Genomic DNA, 18470 nt, shown 5'->3' with positions numbered 1-18470 from the left:
CCGACCGCGTACCCGACGGAATCGGCTGTCTCGGAGGTCGTTTCGGCGAGGGAGAACTGCAGGTCGAACCGGGCGGTCGCGGCGTCGAAGTCGAGGCCCGAGACGGTCAGGCCCGGCAGCTCGAGGGCTCCCGTCGCCTGGTTCTGGAAGGACAACATGACCTGGAACAGCGGGTGCCGCGCCGTCGACCGGGCGGGATTGAGCACCTCCACCAGCCGCTCGAACGGCACGTCCGCGTGCGCGAACGCGTCGAGGTCGGTGCCGCGCACCTGCGCGAGCAGGTCCTCGAAGGACTCCCCACCCTCGACCCGGGTCCGCAGCACCAGGGTGTTGACGAACATGCCGACGAGGTCGTCGAGTTCCTGCTCGCCGCGACCGGCCACCGGGGTGCCGACGGCGATGTCGTCGGTCCCCGACAACCGCGCCAGCAGCACCGACAGCGCCGCGTGCACCACCATGAACGGGGTGGCGTTGCGCTCACGTGCGACCCGTCCGATCGCGGCATGGAGTTCCGGTCCGAGCGAGAACTCGTGCACCGCACCCGCGTTGGAAGCAGACGCCGGCCGGGGACGGTCGGACGGCAGGTCGAGCTGGTCGGGCAGTCCGGCGAGCGCGCCGCTCCAGTACGCTTCCTGACTCGCGACGACCGAGTCCGGGTCGTCCTCCGAGCCGAGGATCTCCCGCTGCCACAACGCGTAGTCGGCGTACTGCACCGGCAGGGGCTCCCACTCCGGTTCACCGCCGGTGGCCCGTGCCGAGTACGCCACCACCACGTCACGGGTGAGCGGCCCCATGGAGAAGCCGTCGGCCGCGATGTGGTGCACGACGAGGACGAGAACATGCTCGGTTGCGGACACCTCGAACAACCGCGCCCGGAACGGCACCTGCGTCGACACGTCGAACCCGGCCGAAGCCATCGTCAGGACCTCGGCGATCAGTTCGTTCTCCGAGGCCGGGATCGGCGACAGATCCGGAATCACCCGCGAGGTCGGCAACACCTGCTGGTACGCCACGCCGTCGGCGTCCGGATACACCGTCCGCAGGGATTCGTGCCGGGCGAGCACATCGGCGACCGCCACCTGCAGGGCGTGCCGGTCCAGCAACCCGGACAACCGGATGGCCAGCGGGATGTTGTTCACCGCGGAGTCCGGTTCGAATCGGTTCAGGAACCACATGCGGCGCTGCGCCAACGAGAGCGGAACCCGCTCGGGCCGCGGGCGTGCCACCAACGGCACCCGGCTGCCGGCGGAGTCGGCCTGCTCGAGACGGGCCGCGAGCGAGGCGACCGCCGAAGCCTCGAACAGGGTCCGCACCGGAACCGCCGTGCCGAGCGCGGCGGCGAGCCGGGAGATCACCTGCGTGGCGACCAGCGAGTTGCCGCCCAGTTCGAAGAAGTCGTCGTCCAGACCGACCCGTTCCACGCCGAGGACGTCGGCGAAGACCCGCGCGACGATCTCCTCGACCGGGGTCGTCGGAGCCCGGAAGACCCGGGCTTCCTGCTCCGGTTCCGGCAGTGCACGCCGGTCTAGCTTGCCGCCGGGCGTCAGCGGGATCGAGTTCAGGACCACGACCGCGTGCGGCACCATGTAGCTCGTCAGGAACTGTGCCACGGAGTCCCTCACGGCGGCGCCGTCGAGTTCGGTGCCCGGCTCGGGAACGACGTAGCCGACGAGCTGCTCACCCCGCTGCCCGTCCCGGCGCACCGTCGCAACCGCCTGGGCGACGCCGGCGCACCGCGCGAGAGCCGCTTCGACCTCACCGAGTTCGATCCGGAAACCGCGGATCTTCACCTGGTCGTCGGCCCGGCCGACGTACTCGACCACCCCGGTCGTCTCGTCCCCGGGGGAACCGGACCACCGCACCACGTCACCGGTCCGGTACATCCGGCTGCCGTCGGTGGCGTACGGATCGGCCACGAATCGCTCGGCGGTCAGCCCGGCCCGGCCCAGATACCCACGGGCCACCTGAATTCCCGCCAGGTACAGCTCGCCCGGAACACCCACGGGCACCGGCTGCAACCGGTCGTCGAGAACGAGTATCCGCATTCCGCGGACGGGGCCGCCCATCACCACCGGTTCGCCGGGTAGCAGGGCGTCACTGATGTTCGAGGCCACCGTCGACTCGGTGGGACCGTAGGCGTTGAAGAACGCGCGGCGCGATCCGTCGGGCAGGATCGTCGCCCAGCGTGCCACCAGGCCCGGGGAGCACGCCTCGCCGCCCGTGATCACCACGCGGACGCAGTCGAGGCCCTCGGGATCCACCGAGCCGAGGGCCGCGGGGGTCACGAAGGCATGGGTGACCGCCTCCCCGGCCAGCAGACCGGCGAGCTCGGCGCCGCCGTACACCGAGGTCGGCGCGACGACCATCGTCGCGCCCGCACCGAACGCCAGCAGCAGTTCGAGCACCGAGGCGTCGAAGCTCGGCGACGCGAAGTGCAACGTGCGGGAGTCGGCGGTGACCGCGTACCGCTCCACCTGTTCGGCGCAGAAGTTCACCACTCCGGCATGCGCGACCACGACGCCCTTCGGCGTGCCCGTCGTGCCGGAGGTGTAGATGACGTACGCCGGGTGTGCGGGAAGCAGGGAGCGCACGCGTTCGGCGTCGGCCACCGGTCCCGCCGGCAGTCCCGCGCCGGCCTCGATCGCTTCCTCGAGCACGAGCCACGGAACGGAATCCGGTAGCGTACCGAAGGTTCCGGCTGTGGCGATCCCGAGCACCGCGCCGGAATCGGAGAGCATGTAGGCGATCCGCTCGGTCGGGTACGTCGGGTCCACGGGGACGAACGCGGCACCGGCCTTGAGCACCGCCCACAACGCCGTGACGGACTCGATCGACCGGGGCACGGCCACGGCCACGCGGTCTTCCGGTCCCACACCACGGGAGATCAGCATCCGGGCCAGACGCGACGACGTCGCGTCCAGATCCCCGTACGACACCGACCGGCCGTCGAACCGCAGGGCCACGGCCGCCGGGTCGCGACGCGCGGCGAGGGCGAGGATCTCGGCGAGGGTGCCGCCGGCCTCCGCGGCGGCACCGTGCACGGACGTCAGTGCCTGTCGCTCCGGTGCCGAAAGGAGGGCCATGTCGCCCACGGCCCGTGCCGGGTCGGTGGCGACGGTCTCGAGCACCCGCAGCAACCGGCGCACGAGGGTCGCGACGGTCGGCTCGTCGAACAGGTCGGTGGCGTAGAGCAGGTCGCAGGCGAGACCACCGGGTTCGCCGTTCTCGTCCACGGTGTCGGCGAAGATGAACGACAGATCGTACTGCGACTGTTCGCGGTTCGCGGTCACGGGACTGATCGCGAGCTCACCCAGTTCGAGGCTGGTCTGTTCGAGATTCTGGAAGGCGAGCATCACCTGGAACAGCGGGTGATGGGACTGCGACCGGACCGGATCGAGTACCTCCACGAGCCGTTCGAACGGGACGTCCGCGTGACCGAAGGCGGCGAGGTCGGACTCGCGCACGCGCGCCAGCAACCGGGTGAAGGGCTCCCCCGGCTCGACCTCGGTGCGCAGCACGAGGGTGTTGACGAACATGCCGATCAGGTCGTCGAGTTCCTGCTCGCCGCGACCGGCGATCGGAGTGCCGATGGTGACGTCCGCCGAGCCCGACAGGCGGCTGAGGACCGCCGCCAGGGCGGCGTGCACCACCATGAACGGCGTCGTCCGGGTCTCGTGTGCCAGCCGGACGAGACCCCGGTGCACCGATTCGCCGACGGTGAAGGCATGCACCGCGGCACGGTTGCCGGCGACCGCCGGCCGCGGCCGATCCGTGGGCAGGTCCAGTCGCTCGGGTACGCCGTCGAGCCGACGTGTCCAGTACTCGATCTGCTGGGTGACGACCGACTGCGGGTCGTCCTCCGAGCCGAGGGCCTGTCGCTGCCAGATGGCGTAGTCGGCGTACTGGACGGTCAACGGCTCCCACGCCGGTGCCTCGTGCCGGGTCCGGGCGTCGTAGGCGACCATGACGTCCCGCGTGAGCGGACCCATCGAGAATCCGTCCGCGGCGATGTGGTGCACCACGAGCACCAGCACGTGCTCGGTGTCCGACACCCGCAGCAGACGTACGCGAACGGGCACCTCGGTGGTGACGTCGAATCCGGCCGAGACGATCTCCGCGACCGTCGGCACGATCTCGGACTCGCTCACCGCCGACGGCGTGAGCGCCGGGTTCACGTCAGAGGTGGGCAGCACCTGCTGGTAGCCGACGCCCTCCGTCTCGGGGTAGACGGTGCGCAGCACCTCGTGCCGGGTCACCACGTCCGCCACGGCCGCCCCGAGCGCGTCGACGTCGAGCGCCCCGGACAGTCTCAGGACGACCGTGATGTTGTTGACCGCCGAGCCGGGATCGAGGCGGTTGAGGAACCACATCCGCCGCTGCGCCAGCGACAACGGCACCCGTTCCGGCCGCACCTGCGGCACCAGCGGGGGCCGGTGGGAGTCGCCGGCGGCCATCGCCGCGTCGACGAGCGTGGCGAGCTGCGCGGCGGTCGGGGCGTCGAAGAACTCCCGTACGTCGATGCGGACCTTGTGGTCGGCGTTGATCCGCGCCACCACGCGCGTGGCGCTCAGTGAGTTGCCGCCCAGGGCGAAGAAGTCGTCGTCGACGCCGAGCCGCTCGACGCCGAGCACACTCTCGAACGCCGCGACGACCGTTTCCTCGGTGGGGGTGCTCGGTGCGCGGTATTCGGTTGCCAGAACGCTGAAGTCGGGCTCGGGCAGCGCTCCGCGGTCGAGCTTGCCCGACGCGTTGAGGGGAAACTCCGTCAGTTCCACGAACAGCGACGGCACCATGTAGTCCGGCAACCGCCGGCGCACGGCCGCAGCCAGCTCGGTGCGGTCGACCGGTTCACCGTCGGTGACGAGGTAACCGACGAGGTGATCGCCGAGCGTCTCGTCGGAGTGCACGACGACGACCGCCTGCCGGACCCCGGGGTGGTCGAGCAGGGCGGATTCGATCTCGCCGAGCTCGATGCGCAGGCCGCGCAGCTTGACCTGGAAGTCGGTGCGCCCGACGTACTCGATCAGACCGTCGGTGTTCCATTTGACCAGGTCACCGGTGCGGTACATGCGATCGCCCGGCGCACCGAACGGATCGGCGACGAAGCGGTCCGCCGTCAGGTCGGGCCGGCGCAGGTAGCCGCGTGCGAGCTGGATGCCCGCGAGGTACAGCTCTCCCTCGACCCCCTGCGGAACGGGCCGCAATCCCTCGTCGAGCACGTAGAGATCGGTGTCGGCCACGGCCGCACCGATGGGGACGACGGTGTCGTCGCCGTGGGTCTCGTAGTAGGTGACGTCGACCGCGGCCTCGGTCGGGCCGTACAGGTTGTGCAGCCCGGCCGTGGAGATCGCGTGGAACCGGGCGACGGTCTGCGCGGGCAGCGCCTCACCCGAGGCGAAGACGTACCGCAGCGAGGTGACGGCCGCGGCGGTCGGCTCGGCGAGGTAGACCGCGAGCATGGAGGGGACGAAGTGGGCGACGGTGACCCGGCGCTCGATCATGGTCTGCGCCAGGTAGGCGGGGTCGCGGTGACCGTCGGGCAGCGCGATCGACAGTCGCGCGCCCACCTGCAGCGGCCAGAAGAACTCCCACACCGACACGTCGAACGTGAAGGGCGTCTTCTGCAGCACGACGTCGTCGCCGCGCAGCCCGTACTCGGCCTGCCGCCAGGCGATGTTGGCGACGATGGCCCGGTGCTCGACGGCGACGCCCTTCGGACGGCCGGTGGAGCCCGAGGTGAAGATGACGTACGCGAGATCGTCGGCGGTCAGGGAGCCGAGCCGTTCGTCGTCGCGCACCGGGTCCGCGGACACGGCCGCGAGGTCGAGGGTGTCGACGAGGACCACGGGTACCGAGGCCGGCAGGTCCACGCGGTCCCGGGCGGTGGTGACCACCGCGACCGGTTCGGCGATGTCGAGGACGTAGGCGATGCGGTCCGCGGGGTGGTCCGGATCCAGCGGCACGTAGGCGCCGCCGGCCTTGACGACGGCGTACATGCCGACGAGCAGGTCGAAGGATCGCCGCATCGACAGGCCGACGCGGGTGTCCGGGCCCACGCCGAGCCCGATCAGGTGCCGCGCGAGCCGGTTGACGCGGGCGTCGAACTCCGCGTAGGTCAGGGTCTCGCCGTCGAATTCGAGGGCGACCGCGTCGGGGGTCGCCGCGACCTGCGCGTCGAACCGGCCCACGAGGGTGCCGAGGTCGGGTCCGGCGGGGGCCACGGCGGCGTCACCGAGGACGGCGGCGGCGTCGGCGAGGAGACCGTCGAGCACGGCGGGCAGCCCACCGTCGGCGAGGAGCCCGGGCGCGAGGTTGGACAGCACGACGGGGACCAGCGCCTCGATCCCGAGCACGCCTCCCATCGCGGCGTCGAGGGTGGCGATCTCCTGCTGGAGCCGGCTGTAGGTCAGCTGCGTGTCACCGTGGGCGAGGGCGACGCGGTCGGGCTCGCGGTCCACGACTCCGGCCAGCAACCGGGGCAGGTCTGCGATCGTCAGCGCCTGCTTGCCCGACGTGCCTTCAGCCATCTACTTCATCCTCCGATACCTCTGCGTGTCGCGCACTGTCGTGCGCGCTCCGTCCGACCCCGTGGCACCCGGTGCCCACGGGGTCGGACGACAGTCGATGTTCGATTATCCCGGTCGGACCGACAGCAAACGAAGCGCCCAGGTCAGAGCCCCCCACCGGTGATCTCGTCGGCCGCGGCGAGCACGGATCGGACCAGTTCGGCGAACCCGTCGGCACCCAGCGCGGGCAGGACGCCGGGGATGAGGGTGTTCAACACCACAGGCACGAGCGCCTCCGCGGTCAGCGCCCCGCCCGTCGCGGTGGCCGTCGCGGCCAGCTTCTGCGCGAACTCCCCGAAGGTGACGTCCCGGCCCTCGTGGCTGAGCGCCACCGCGTCGGGGGCGGCCTCGGCGGCGGCGGCGACCAGATCCGGCAGGTCCGCCACCGTCCGCGGCTTGCGCGGCGCGGCCAGCCGGGCCCGTTCGGCCTCGGTGAGGATGTCGATCGCCCGCAACCGGATCTGCGGATCCGACGTCACCGCCTCGAGGATGCGGGTGAACCGCTCGGCGAACAGCTCGACCGTCTCCCGGTCGAACAGCGCGGTCGCGTAGGTGAAGATCACCTCGAGGCCCCCGAGGCCGCCGCCGGGCGCGAACTGCTCGACGAAGGTGCACTGCAGGTCGAACTTCGCCTGGTGGGCGCCCACCTCGAGCGGGGTGACCGCCAGTCCGGGCAGTTCCAGCGTGCCGGTCTCGATGTTCTGGAACGTGAGCATCACCTGGAACAGCGGCGTGTACGAGCTCGACCGCCTGCGGCCGACGGCGTCGACGAGCCGCTCGAACGGCACATCGGCGTTGCCGAACGCCGCGAGGTCCTTCTCCTTCGCCTGGGCGAGCAGATCGGCGAAGGTGTCCCCGCCGGCCACGCGGGTGCGCAGCACCAGCGTGTTGACGAACATGCCCACCAGGTCGTCGAGCACCTCCTCGGCGCGGCCGGCGGTCGGAGTTCCGACCGCGACGTCCTCGGCGGACGCCAGACGCGACAGGAGCACCGCGAGGGCGGCGTGCACGACCATGAACACCGTCGCGTTGTGCTCGCGGGCGGTCTTCTCGATGCGCTGCGCGAGCGCCTCCCCGATGGTGAACGTCACCGAGTCGCCCTCGGTGGACTGCCGCGCCGGCCGCGGCCGATCCGTCGGCAGCGCGAGCAGCTCGGGACTGCCGGTCAGCTCGTCGGTCCAGTACCCGAGCTGGCGGGACAGCTCGCTGTCGGGGTCGTCCGGGCTGCCGAGCACCCGCTGCTGCCACAGCGTGTAGTCGGCGTACTGGACCGGCAGCTCCGCCCAGCCGGGCATCTGCGCCTCGGCGCGGGCGGCGTAGGCGACCATCACGTCGCGCACGAGGGGCCGCATCGAGTAGCCGTCGGCGCTGATGTGGTGCGCCACCAGGGCGAGCACGTGCTCGTCGTCGGCGACGCGGAACAACCGTGCCCGCACCGGCGGGGTCGGTGCCGTCACGTCGAAGCCCGCACCGAGGACGTCGGTGAGCCGGTCGACGATCTCGTTCTCCGACACCGGCACCGGGGCCAGGTCCGGCAGCGCCTGCGCCGTCGGGAGCACCACCTGGACCGGGCCGTCCTCCGTGTCCGGGTACACCGTGCGCAGCACCTCGTGCCGGGCGATCACGTCGGCGACCGCCGAGCGCAGGGCCTCGGTGTCGAGGGAGCCGCGCAGCCGCACCGCGACGGGGATGTTGTAGACCCCGGACCCGGGATCCACCTGGTTGAGGGTCCACATCCGTTGCTGCGCGAGCGACAGCGGAATCCGGTCGGGCCTCTGCTGCGGTACCAGCGGTGGCCGGGCACCGCGGCCGACGGACGGCTGGATCCGGCCGGCCAGCGCCGCGACGGTCGACGCCTCGAACACGGTCCGCACCGACACCCGGGTGTCGAGCGCGACACCGAGCCGGGAGGCCAGCTGCGTCGCGAGCAGGGAGTTGCCGCCGAGTTCGAAGAAGTCGTCGTCGAGGCCGGCGCGTTCGATGCCGAGAACCTCGGCGAGGATCCGGGCGACGATCTCCTCCACCGGGGTGGTGGGGGCCCGGAACTGCCCGGTCTCGAACTCCGGCTCGGGCAGCGCCCGGCGGTCGAGCTTGCCGTTGGTGTTCAGCGGGAGCGCCTCGAGGACGACGAACGCCGACGGCACCATGTACGACGGAAGGGCCTGCGCCAGTGCCGTCTTCGTCTCGGCCGCATCGAATCCGGCAGCGTCCGCTCCGGCAGCGTCGGCTCCGACGGCCGGGACCACGTAGGCCACCAGCCGGTCGCCGACGTGCGGGTCGGTGCGCACGAGGACGGCGACGTCGCGCACCCCGTCGCGGGCGCGCAGCACCGATTCGATCTCCCCGAGTTCGATGCGGTAGCCGCGCACCTTGACCTGGAAGTCGGCGCGGTCGCGGTAGACCAGCTCGCCGTCACGGCTCCAGTGCACGATGTCGCCGGTGCGGTACATCCGGCCGCCGCCGAACGGGTCGGCGACGAACCGGTCGGCGGTCAGGTCGGGACGACCGTGGTAGCCGCGCGCCAGCTGCGCGCCAGCCAGGTACAGCTCGCCGGCCACCCCGATCGGCACCGGGCGCAGGCGCGCGTCGAGCACGTACACGCGGCTGTTCCACTCGGGCACACCGATCGGCACGACCGTGGTGTCGGCGTCGCTCGTCTCGTGCACGGTGACGGACACCGCGGCCTCGGTCGGCCCGTACAGGTTGAACAGGGCCGCCGCGTTGTCCGCCCGGAACTGCCGCGCGGTGGCCGCCGGCAGCGCCTCGCCGATGGCGAGCACGCGGCGCAGCGACGACGCGACCTCCCCACCCGCGGCGGTCGTGAGCATCGACAGCATCGACGGCACCGCGTGCAGGGTGGTGACGCGCTCGTCGCGCAGCAACCGCAGCAGGTAGTCGGGGTCGCGGTGCCCGTCGGCAGTCGCGATCACCAGGCGCGCGCCGGAGGTGAGCGCGGACCAGAACTCCCACACCGACAGGTCGAACGTGGCGACGGTCTTGAGCAGCACCGCGTCGTCCGGTCCGAGCGCGAACGCGTCCCGCTTCCACAGCATCTGGTTGACGACGGCGGAGTGCGGAACCGCCACACCCTTGGGCCGGCCGGTCGATCCGGACGTGAAGATCACGTACGCGGTGTTCGCCGAACGTAGCGGCGCGCGGCGTTCGGCCCCGGTCACCGGCGTGTCCGGCAGACCGGAGAGGTCGACGCGGTCGAGTTCGACGACCGGCACGCCGGGCACGTCGATCCGGTCCGCCGCGACCGTGACCACGCACGTGGGCGCCGCGGTGTCGAGGATGTACGCGTTGCGCTCGGCCGGCTGGTCCGGGTCGAGGGGCACGTACGCGCCGCCGGCCTTGGCGATCGCGTACATGCCGACGACGAGTTCCGGCGTACGCCGCACGATCAGCGCGACCCGGTCCTCCGGCCCCACGCCCTGGGCGATCAGGTGCCGGGCGAGACGGTTGACGCGGGCGTCGAACTCGCCGTACGTGACGGCGGCACCCTCGTACACCAGTGCGACCGCGCCGGGGTCCCGGCGTACCTGCTCGTCGAACAGGTCGACGAGCGTTGCGGCCGCGCCGGTCTCGTGGGCGGTGTCGTTCCACGCCGCCAGGACGTCGTGCTCTTCGCGCGCGAGGAGCACGGGGTGCTCGCCCACCGGCACGTCCGGCGCCTGCACCAGTGCACGGAGCAACTGCCGGAAACGCTCGGCCACAGCACGCGCGGTGCACTCGTCGAACAGGTCGGTGGCGAAGGTCAGGATCGCGTCCATCCCGGCCGGGGCGCCCTGCTCGTCGTACCGGTCGCTGACGATCAGGTGCAGGTCGAACTGCGACGTGCCGCCCTCGAGGTCGATCGGGGCGACGGTCAGGCCCGCCAGTTCCAGTTCGGTGCGCTGCTGGTTCTGGAACGAGAAGCCCACCTGGAACAGCGGGTGCCGCGCGGTGGAGCGGGCCGGGTTGAGCACCTCCACGAGCCGCTCGAAGGGCACGTCCGCGTGTGCGAACGCCTGCAGGTCGGTTTCCCGTGCCGCCCCGAGCAGTTCGTCGAACGACCGGTTTCCGTCGACGGAGAGGCGGAAGACCAGCGTGTTGACGAACATGCCGATCAGGTTCTCGACGGCGGCCTCGCCGCGGCCCGCGATGGGCGTGCCCACCGCGATGTCGTCGGATCCGGACAGGCGCGCGAGCAGTGCCGCGAACGCGGCATGCATCGCCATGAACACGGTCGCGTTGCGGGCGCGCGCGAGGTCGCGCAACGCGGCGTGCACGTCCGCGTCCACGACGAACTCGACCCGGTCGCCGCGGAACGACTGCTGCACGGGCCGCGGCCGGTCCGTGGGCAGGTCCAGCTGATCCGGCAGATCGGCCAGCGCGGTCCGCCAGTGGTCGAGCTGGCGGGCGGCGAGCGACTCGGGATCGTCCTCGGATCCGAGCAGCTCCCGCTGCCACAGCGCGTAGTCCGCGTACTGCAGCTCGAGCGGTGCCCACGCCGGCTCGGTGCCGGCGGAACGGGCGGCGTACGCGGTCATCACGTCGCGCACCATCGGCACCATCGACGAGCCGTCCGCGGCGATGTGATGCACCACGGTGACCAGGACGTACTCGGTGGGTGCGAGACGCAGCAGCGCGATCCGCAGCGGGATCTCGCGGGTGACGTCGAAGCCGGTCGAGGCGAGTTCGCGCAGGCGCGGTTCCAGCTCGGCCGCCGGGACGTCGATCGGGTCGAGGTCGACCGGGACCGCGGTGGCGGGCCGGATATCCTGTACCGGACCGGAATTCGTCTCCGGGTACACGGTCCGCAGGGTCTCGTGGCGGGCCACCAGGTCGGCGACGGCGGCGCGCAGCGCGTCGACGTCGAGGTCGCCGGTCAGGCGCAGGGCCATCGGGATGTTGTACGCCGTCGACTCGGGGTCGAAGCGGTTGAGGAACCACATGCGCTGCTGCGCCGGCGACAGTGGGATGCGTTCGGGACGCGTGCGCGCGGTCAGCGGCACCCGGGCGCCGCCGGTGGCGTCCTGCTCGACCCGCGCCGCGAGCGCGGCGACGGTCGAGGCCTCGAACAGCGTCCGCACCGGGACCTGCGTGTCGAGCGCCGCCCCGAGCCGTGACACGACCTGCGTCGCGATCAGCGAGTTGCCGCCGAGCTCGAAGAAGTCGTCGTCCGCGCCCACCCGCTCGACGCCGAGCACCTCGGCGAACGTGCCCGCGACGATCTCCTCGACCGGCGTCGACGGCGCCCGGAAGACCCGGGTCTCGAACACCGGTTCCGGCAGCGCCCGGCGGTCGAGCTTGCCGTTGACGGTCAACGGGATCGCGTCGATCACCACGAACGCCGACGGCACCATGTACTCCGGCACCAGCGCACCCGCCCCGGCGCGCAGTTCCTCGACGTCGACGGTCGCGCCGTCGGCGGGCACCACGTACGCGACGATGCGCGCCGCGCCGGGGGCGTCCTCGCGCACGATCACCGCGGCCTGCCCGACCGTCGGCTGGGCCAGCACGGCCGACTCGACCTCGCCGAGCTCGATCCGGAAGCCGCGGATCTTGACCTGGTCGTCCGCGCGGCCGAGGTACTCGAGGTCCCCCGAGACCGCCCAGCGCGCGACATCGCCGGTGCGATACAGCAATCCACCGTCGGCGGAGAACGGGTCGGCCACGAACCGGGCCGCGGACAGGTCCGGGCGGCCCAGGTAGCCGCGGGCCAGCTGGCCGCCGCCGACGTACATCTCACCGGCCACGCCCACCGGAACCGGGTTGAGGCGGGTGTCGAGGACGTAGACCCGCAGGCCCGCGATCGGCACGCCCACGATGCTCGCGGAACCGGCCTCGGCCAGCTCCGCACCGATCTCCCGGTACGACACGTGCACCGTGGTCTCGGTGATGCCGTACATGTTCACCAGCCGCGGGGAGGTGTCCCCGTGCCGGGTGAACCAGCCCGCCAGCCGGCGCGGCTCGAGGGCCTCACCGCCGAAGATCACGTACCGCAGAGCGAGGTCGCCCTCCGTGCCACCGGCCGTGCGGTCGGCCTCGGCGAGCTGGTAGAACGCCGACGGTGTCTGATTGAGCACCGTCACCCGTTCGCGCACGAGCAACTCGCGGAACGCCTCGGGCGAGCGCGAGGTGAACCAGTCCACGACCACCAGGGTGCCGCCGTACAGCAGGGGGCCCCACAGTTCCCACACCGAGAAGTCGAACGCGTACGAGTGGAACATCGTCCACACATCCGACGGGCCGAACCCGTAGACCGACTCGGTGTTCACCATGAGCCGCACCACGTTCCGGTGCGGGATCAGCACGCCCTTCGGCCGGCCCGTGGACCCCGAAGTGTAGATGACGTACGCGAGGTTCGCGGCGCCCAGCGGCGCGGTGCGCTCCTCGTCGCGGATCGGCGCGTCGTCCGTCCCCGAGAGGTCGACGGTGTCGAGCTCGACCACCGGCACCGCGGTGGGCACCTCGATCCCGGTGCCGGAGGCGGTGAGCACCGCGGCCGGTGCGGCGTCGGTGAGCATGAACTCGATCCGGTCGGCCGGGTAGTTCGGGTCCACCGGCAGATACCCGCCGCCGGCCTCGAGCACCGCGACGAGGGCGACCACCAGATCCGGCGACCGCGGCAGCGCGACCGCCACGAGCGACTCGGGGCCCACGCCCACCGAGATCAGATGCCGGGCCAGTCGCCGCGCCCGGGACGCGAACTCCGCGTAGGTCAGTGCCTCGTCGCCGAACCGCACCGCGGTGTCGCCGGGTGCGGCGGCGACCCGCGCCTCGAACATGTCCACCAGCGTCACGTCCGCCGGGGCGACGTCGTCGCCGAGCGAGTTCCACCGGGAGACCACGAGTTCACGTTCGAACTCGTCGACGATCTCGATGTCGCCGACCGCCACCGACGGATCCGCCGCCACGGCCCGCAGGATCCGCAGCAGCTGCTCGGCGAAGGCGGCGACGCGCAGCTCGTCGAACAGGTCGGTGGCGTAGGTGACGGCGGCGGCGATGCCGGCCGCCGAACCGTCCTCGGCCACCTGCTCCGAGAAGGTGAACTGCAGGTCGAATTTCGCCGTGGGCGGGTCGTAGTCGAGAGCCTCGAGCGCGAGACCGTCGAGTTCGAACTCGGCCTGTCCGATGTTCTGGAAGGTCAGCACCACCTGGAACAGCGGGTGCCGGGCCTGGGAGCGCTCCGGGTCGAGGATCTCCACCAGCCGTTCGAACGGCACGTCCGCGTGGGCGAACGCGTCGAGGTCGCTCTCGCGCACCGCGCTGAGCAGTTCCGCGAAGGACTGCCCGCCCTGCACGTCCGTGCGCAGGACGAGGGTGTTGACGAACATGCCGACCAGGTCGTCGAGGGCGGCCTCGCCGCGGCCGGCGACCGGGGTGCCGATCGCGATGTCCTCGGTGGCGGACAACCGGGCCAGCAGCACCGCGAGCGCCGCGTGCACGACCATGAACAGCGACGTGTTCTTCTCGTGCGCAAGGTTCTGCAGACGGTCGTGGAGCGCCTCGTCGACGTGGAAGCGGCTGGTGCGGCCGTGTCCGGAGGCCCGCTCGGGACGGGCCCGATCGGACGGCAGGTCCAGCTGGTCGGGCAGCCCGGCGAGCGTGCGCTTCCAGAATTGCACCTGTTCGGCGGCCACGGATCCCGGCTCGTCCTCGGAGCCGAGCACGTCGCGCTGCCACAGGGCGTAGTCCGCGTACTGGATCTCGAGCGGTGCCCAGCCGGGCAGCTCGCCGCGGGTGCGGGCCGCGTAGGCGACCATCACGTCGCGGGCGAGCGGACGCAGGGAGAACCCGTCCGTGGCGATGTGATGGGCGACGAACAGCAGCACGTGCTCGGTTCGGCTCAGCTCGAAGACCACCGCACGGAAGGGCACCTCGGTGGTGACGTCGAACCCGCGCGTGACGAGTTCGCGGGCACGGTCCGGCAGAGCCTGCGCGTCGATCTGCTCGACCTCGAGCCGCACCGGGGATTCCGGCAGGATCTGCTGGTAGCCGGTGCCGTCCACGTCGGGGTAGATGGTGCGCAGCACCTCGTGGCGCTCGGTCAGGTCCCGGATCGCCCCGCGCAGGGCGGGCACGTCGAGGGCGCCGGTGAAACGCACGCCGATCGGGACGTTGTTCACCGCCGACCCGGGGTCGAATCGGTTGAGGAACCACATGCGCTGCTGCGCCGGCGACAGTGGGATGCGCTCGGGCCGCTCGTACGGGGCCAGCGGGGTGCGGCGACCCGCGCCGGCCTCCTGCTCGGCCCGCACCGCGAGAGCCTCGACGGTCGGGGCGTCGAACAGTGCCCGCACCGGGATCGACGCGTCGAGCGCGTCGCTGAGGCGGGCCGCGACCTGCGTCGCGACGAGGGAGTTGCCGCCGAGATCGAAGAAGTCGTCGTCGCGGCCGACCCGCGGCACACCCAGTACCTGGGCGAAGACGCCCGCGACGATCTCCTCGACCGGGGTCCGCGGCGCGGTGAAGGTGCGTGCTTCGAAGGTCGGGGCCGGCAGAGCGCGCCGGTCGATCTTGCCGCTGGCGTTCAGCGGGAACGCCTCCAGGGCGACGAAGGCCGACGGCACCATGTAGGACGGCAGCGTGGTGGCCAGCGCGTCCTTCGCCCGGGCGGGGTCGAACGCGACGCCCGGCTCGGGAACGACGTAGCCGACCAGTTGCGATCCGAAGCGCGGGTCCTCGCGCACCACGGCGACGGCCTGGCGCACCTCGTCGAGGGCGGTCAGCTGCGACTCGACCTCGCCGAGTTCGATACGCAGGCCGCGCAACTTGACCTGCAGGTCCGTGCGGCCCAGGTAGTCGAGCTCGCCCGCGGCGGTCCACCGCACCAGGTCGCCGGTGCGGTACATCCGCTCGCCGCTGGACCAGGGGTCGGCGACGAATCGCTCGGCCGTCAGATCCGGGCGGCCGTGATAGCCCCGCGCCAGCTGGGGACCGGTGAGGTAGAGCTCGCCGGCGACGCCGAGCGGCACGGGGTGCAGCCGTTCGTCGAGCACGAGCGCGCCGGTGTTCCAGACCGGGGTACCGATCGGAACCGTTGCGGTGTCGCCGGGTCCGGCCGTCCGGTGGACGGTCTGGATCGTCGTCTCGGTCGGGCCGTACAGGTTGTGGACGGGTGCATCGCTCAGTGCGTGCAGCCGGGCGACGGTGTCGGCCGGGAGGCTCTCGCCGCCGCAGAAGACCTGGGTCAGGGACGCGGCGGTCGCCCGGTCGAGGTGTTCGAGCACGGCGTCGAGGACGGCGGGCACGAACTGGGCCAGGGTGACGGCGTGCCGGGCGATCGCTGCCGCCATCGCGGCGGGGTCGCGGTGCAGGTCGGGTGCGCCGACCACGATCCGGGCGCCCACGAGCGGCGGCAGGAAGATCTCCCAGACCGAGGCGTCGAAGGTGGCGGGGGTCTTGAGCAGCAGGACGTCGCCGGCGCCCGGGCCGAACTGGTCCTGCATCCACAGCAGCTGGTTGACCACGGCGGCGTGCGGCACGGCCACACCCTTCGGCCGGCCGGTGGAACCGGACGTGTAGAGCACGTACGCAAGATGATCCGGGCGCAGCGGTGCGAGCCGGTCGGCGTCGGTCAGGGGCGCGTCGCCGTACGGTGCGGTGTCGGCCTCGTCGAGCGCCACGATCGGCACCGTGCCCGCGCCCGGCAGACGGTCAGATCCGGTGCGGGTGAGAACCATTACGGGCGAAGCGGATTCGAGGACGTACGCGATCCGGTCGGCCGGCTGGTCCGGGTTGAGCGGGACGTAGGCGGCCCCCGCGGCCAGGACGGCGTGGATCGCCACGAGCATCTCCGTGGAGCGGCTCGCGGCCACCGCGACGACGGTGTCCGGTCCCGCGCCGTGCGCGACGAGATACCGCGCCAGGGCGTTGACACGGGAGCCGAACTCGCGGTACGTCCACGTCGACTCGGCCGACTCCACAGCCACGGCGTCGGGCGTGCAGGCCGCCTGCCGGGCGAGGAGATCGACCAGGGTGGCGTCGGAATCGAGCGCTCGACGGGGGCCGTGCGAAAGCTGCTCGACCGCACCGAGTTCCGCCCCCGGCAGCATCGGCAGGTCGCCGACCGGCACGTCGGGTCGTTCGGTCACCAGCCGCAGCAGCCGGACGAACCGGTCGCCCACGGCGGCGATCGTCGAGGCGTCGAACAGGTCGGTGGCGTAGGAGATCTCGACGGCGAGAGCACCCGCGTCGGTGCCGGCCGCCTGACCCTCGAGGATCGTGACCATGAGGTCGAACTTCGCCACGCCGCCGTCGAGCGGCAGTTGCGCCACCGACAGTCCCGGTAGTTCCAGGGCCACGTCGCCGATGTTCTGGAACGCCAGCATGACCTGGAACAACGGGGTCCGGGCCTGAGTGCGTTCCGGCGCGAGCACGTCCACCAGGCGCTCGAACGGCACCTCGGCGTGCGCGAACGCCCCGAGGTCGACTTCGCGCACCCGGGCGAGCAGTTCGGCGAAGGTGTCGGCAGTGTCCACCTCGGTGCGCAGCACCAGGGTGTTGACGAACATGCCGATCAGGTTGTCGAGCGAGCGTTCCCCCCGGCCGGCCACCGGGGTGCCGACGGCGATGTCCCGGGAGGTGCCGAGACGGGCCAGCAGCAGCGCCAGGGCGGCGTGAACCACCATGAACACCGTCGCGCGCTGTTCGCCGGCGAGCCGGCCGAGCGCAGCGTGCAGCGACTCGTCGAGTGTGAGCCTGTGTGTCGCACCACGATTCGTCGCCACCGCGGGCCGTGGACGGTCGGTCGGCAGGTCGAGGCCGTCCGGCAGGCCGTCGAGCGTCTGCTTCCAGTATTCGAGCTGACGGGTGACGAGCGAGTCCGGATCGTCCTCGGAGCCGAGCACGTCGCGCTGCCACAGGGTGTAGTCGGCGTACTGGATCTCGAGCGGCTCCCAGGCGGGTTCGTTGCCGAGCGACCGGGCCGCGTAGGCGACCATGATGTCGCGGGTGAGGGGACCCATCGAGAAGCCGTCGCCGGCGATGTGGTGCATGACCGCGACGAGCACGTGCTCCTCGGGGCTCAGGCACAGCAACCGCACGACGATCGGGACGTCGGTGGACACGTCGAAGTGCGTGGCCGCCAGCGTCCGCAGTTCGTCGGGCAGCTGCGCCGGGTCGATGCGCACGGCCTCGAGCGGGACGCGGGCCTCGGAGGGCGCGAGCACCTTCTGGTAGCCGTACCCGTCGAGGTCGGGGTAGACGGTGCGCAGGGATTCGTGGCGGGCGAGGACGTCGCACACCGCTTCCTCGAGCGCCGGGACGTCGAGCCGGCCGGACATGCGGACGGCCACGGGAATGTTGTTCGCCGTCGAATCGGGATCGAACCGGTTGAGGAACCACATGCGCTGCTGGGCGAGCGACAGCGGCACCCGCTCGGGCCGGGGTTGCGGAACCAGCGGGGCACGTCGCGCCGGACCGTCGTGACCGTCGATCCGGGCGGCCAACGCCTCGACGGTCGAATTCTCGAACAGCACCCGCAGCGGCACCGACGCGTCGAGCGCCGCCCCGATCCGCGAGACCACCTGCGTGGCGATCAGCGAGTTGCCGCCGAGCGCGAAGAAGTCGTCGTCGAGACCGACCCGCTCGAGACCGAGCACCTCGGCGAACACACTCGCCACGATCTCCTCCACCGGAGTCGTCGCGGCACGAAACGCCTTGACCTCGAACACCGGCTCCGGCAACGCCTTCCGGTCCAGCTTGCCCGACGCGTTCAGCGGCAACTCCGCGAGCACCACGAACGCCGACGGCACCATGTACGACGGCAGCACGTGCCCCACCGCCGACCGGGCCTCGTCCTCGTCGAACACGGCACCGGCGGTCGTGACCACGTACGCCACCAGCTGCTCGGCGCGGACCAGCACGACCGCCTGCGCCACCGCAGGAACCTCCAGCAGCGCCGCCTCGATCTCG

2 protein-coding genes are annotated in these 18470 nt (G+C 71.7%); both read right to left on the bottom strand.

Annotation, left to right across the window (positions count from 1 at the left end):
* A partial coding sequence (locus RR3_RS24300; protein ID WP_255325559.1) for a non-ribosomal peptide synthetase occupies positions 1–6527 on the bottom strand: 6527 nt, incomplete at its 3' end.
* 143 nt (positions 6528–6670) lie between these two features.
* The coding region (locus RR3_RS24295; RefSeq protein ID WP_072786597.1) for a non-ribosomal peptide synthetase at positions 6671–18470 on the bottom strand (11800 nt) is incomplete at its 5' end.

Source organism: Rhodococcus ruber NBRC 15591, assembly GCF_001894945.1.
GTDB lineage: Bacteria > Actinomycetota > Actinomycetes > Mycobacteriales > Mycobacteriaceae > Rhodococcus > Rhodococcus ruber.
This window is presented reverse-complemented; position numbering and strand designations above follow the sequence as displayed.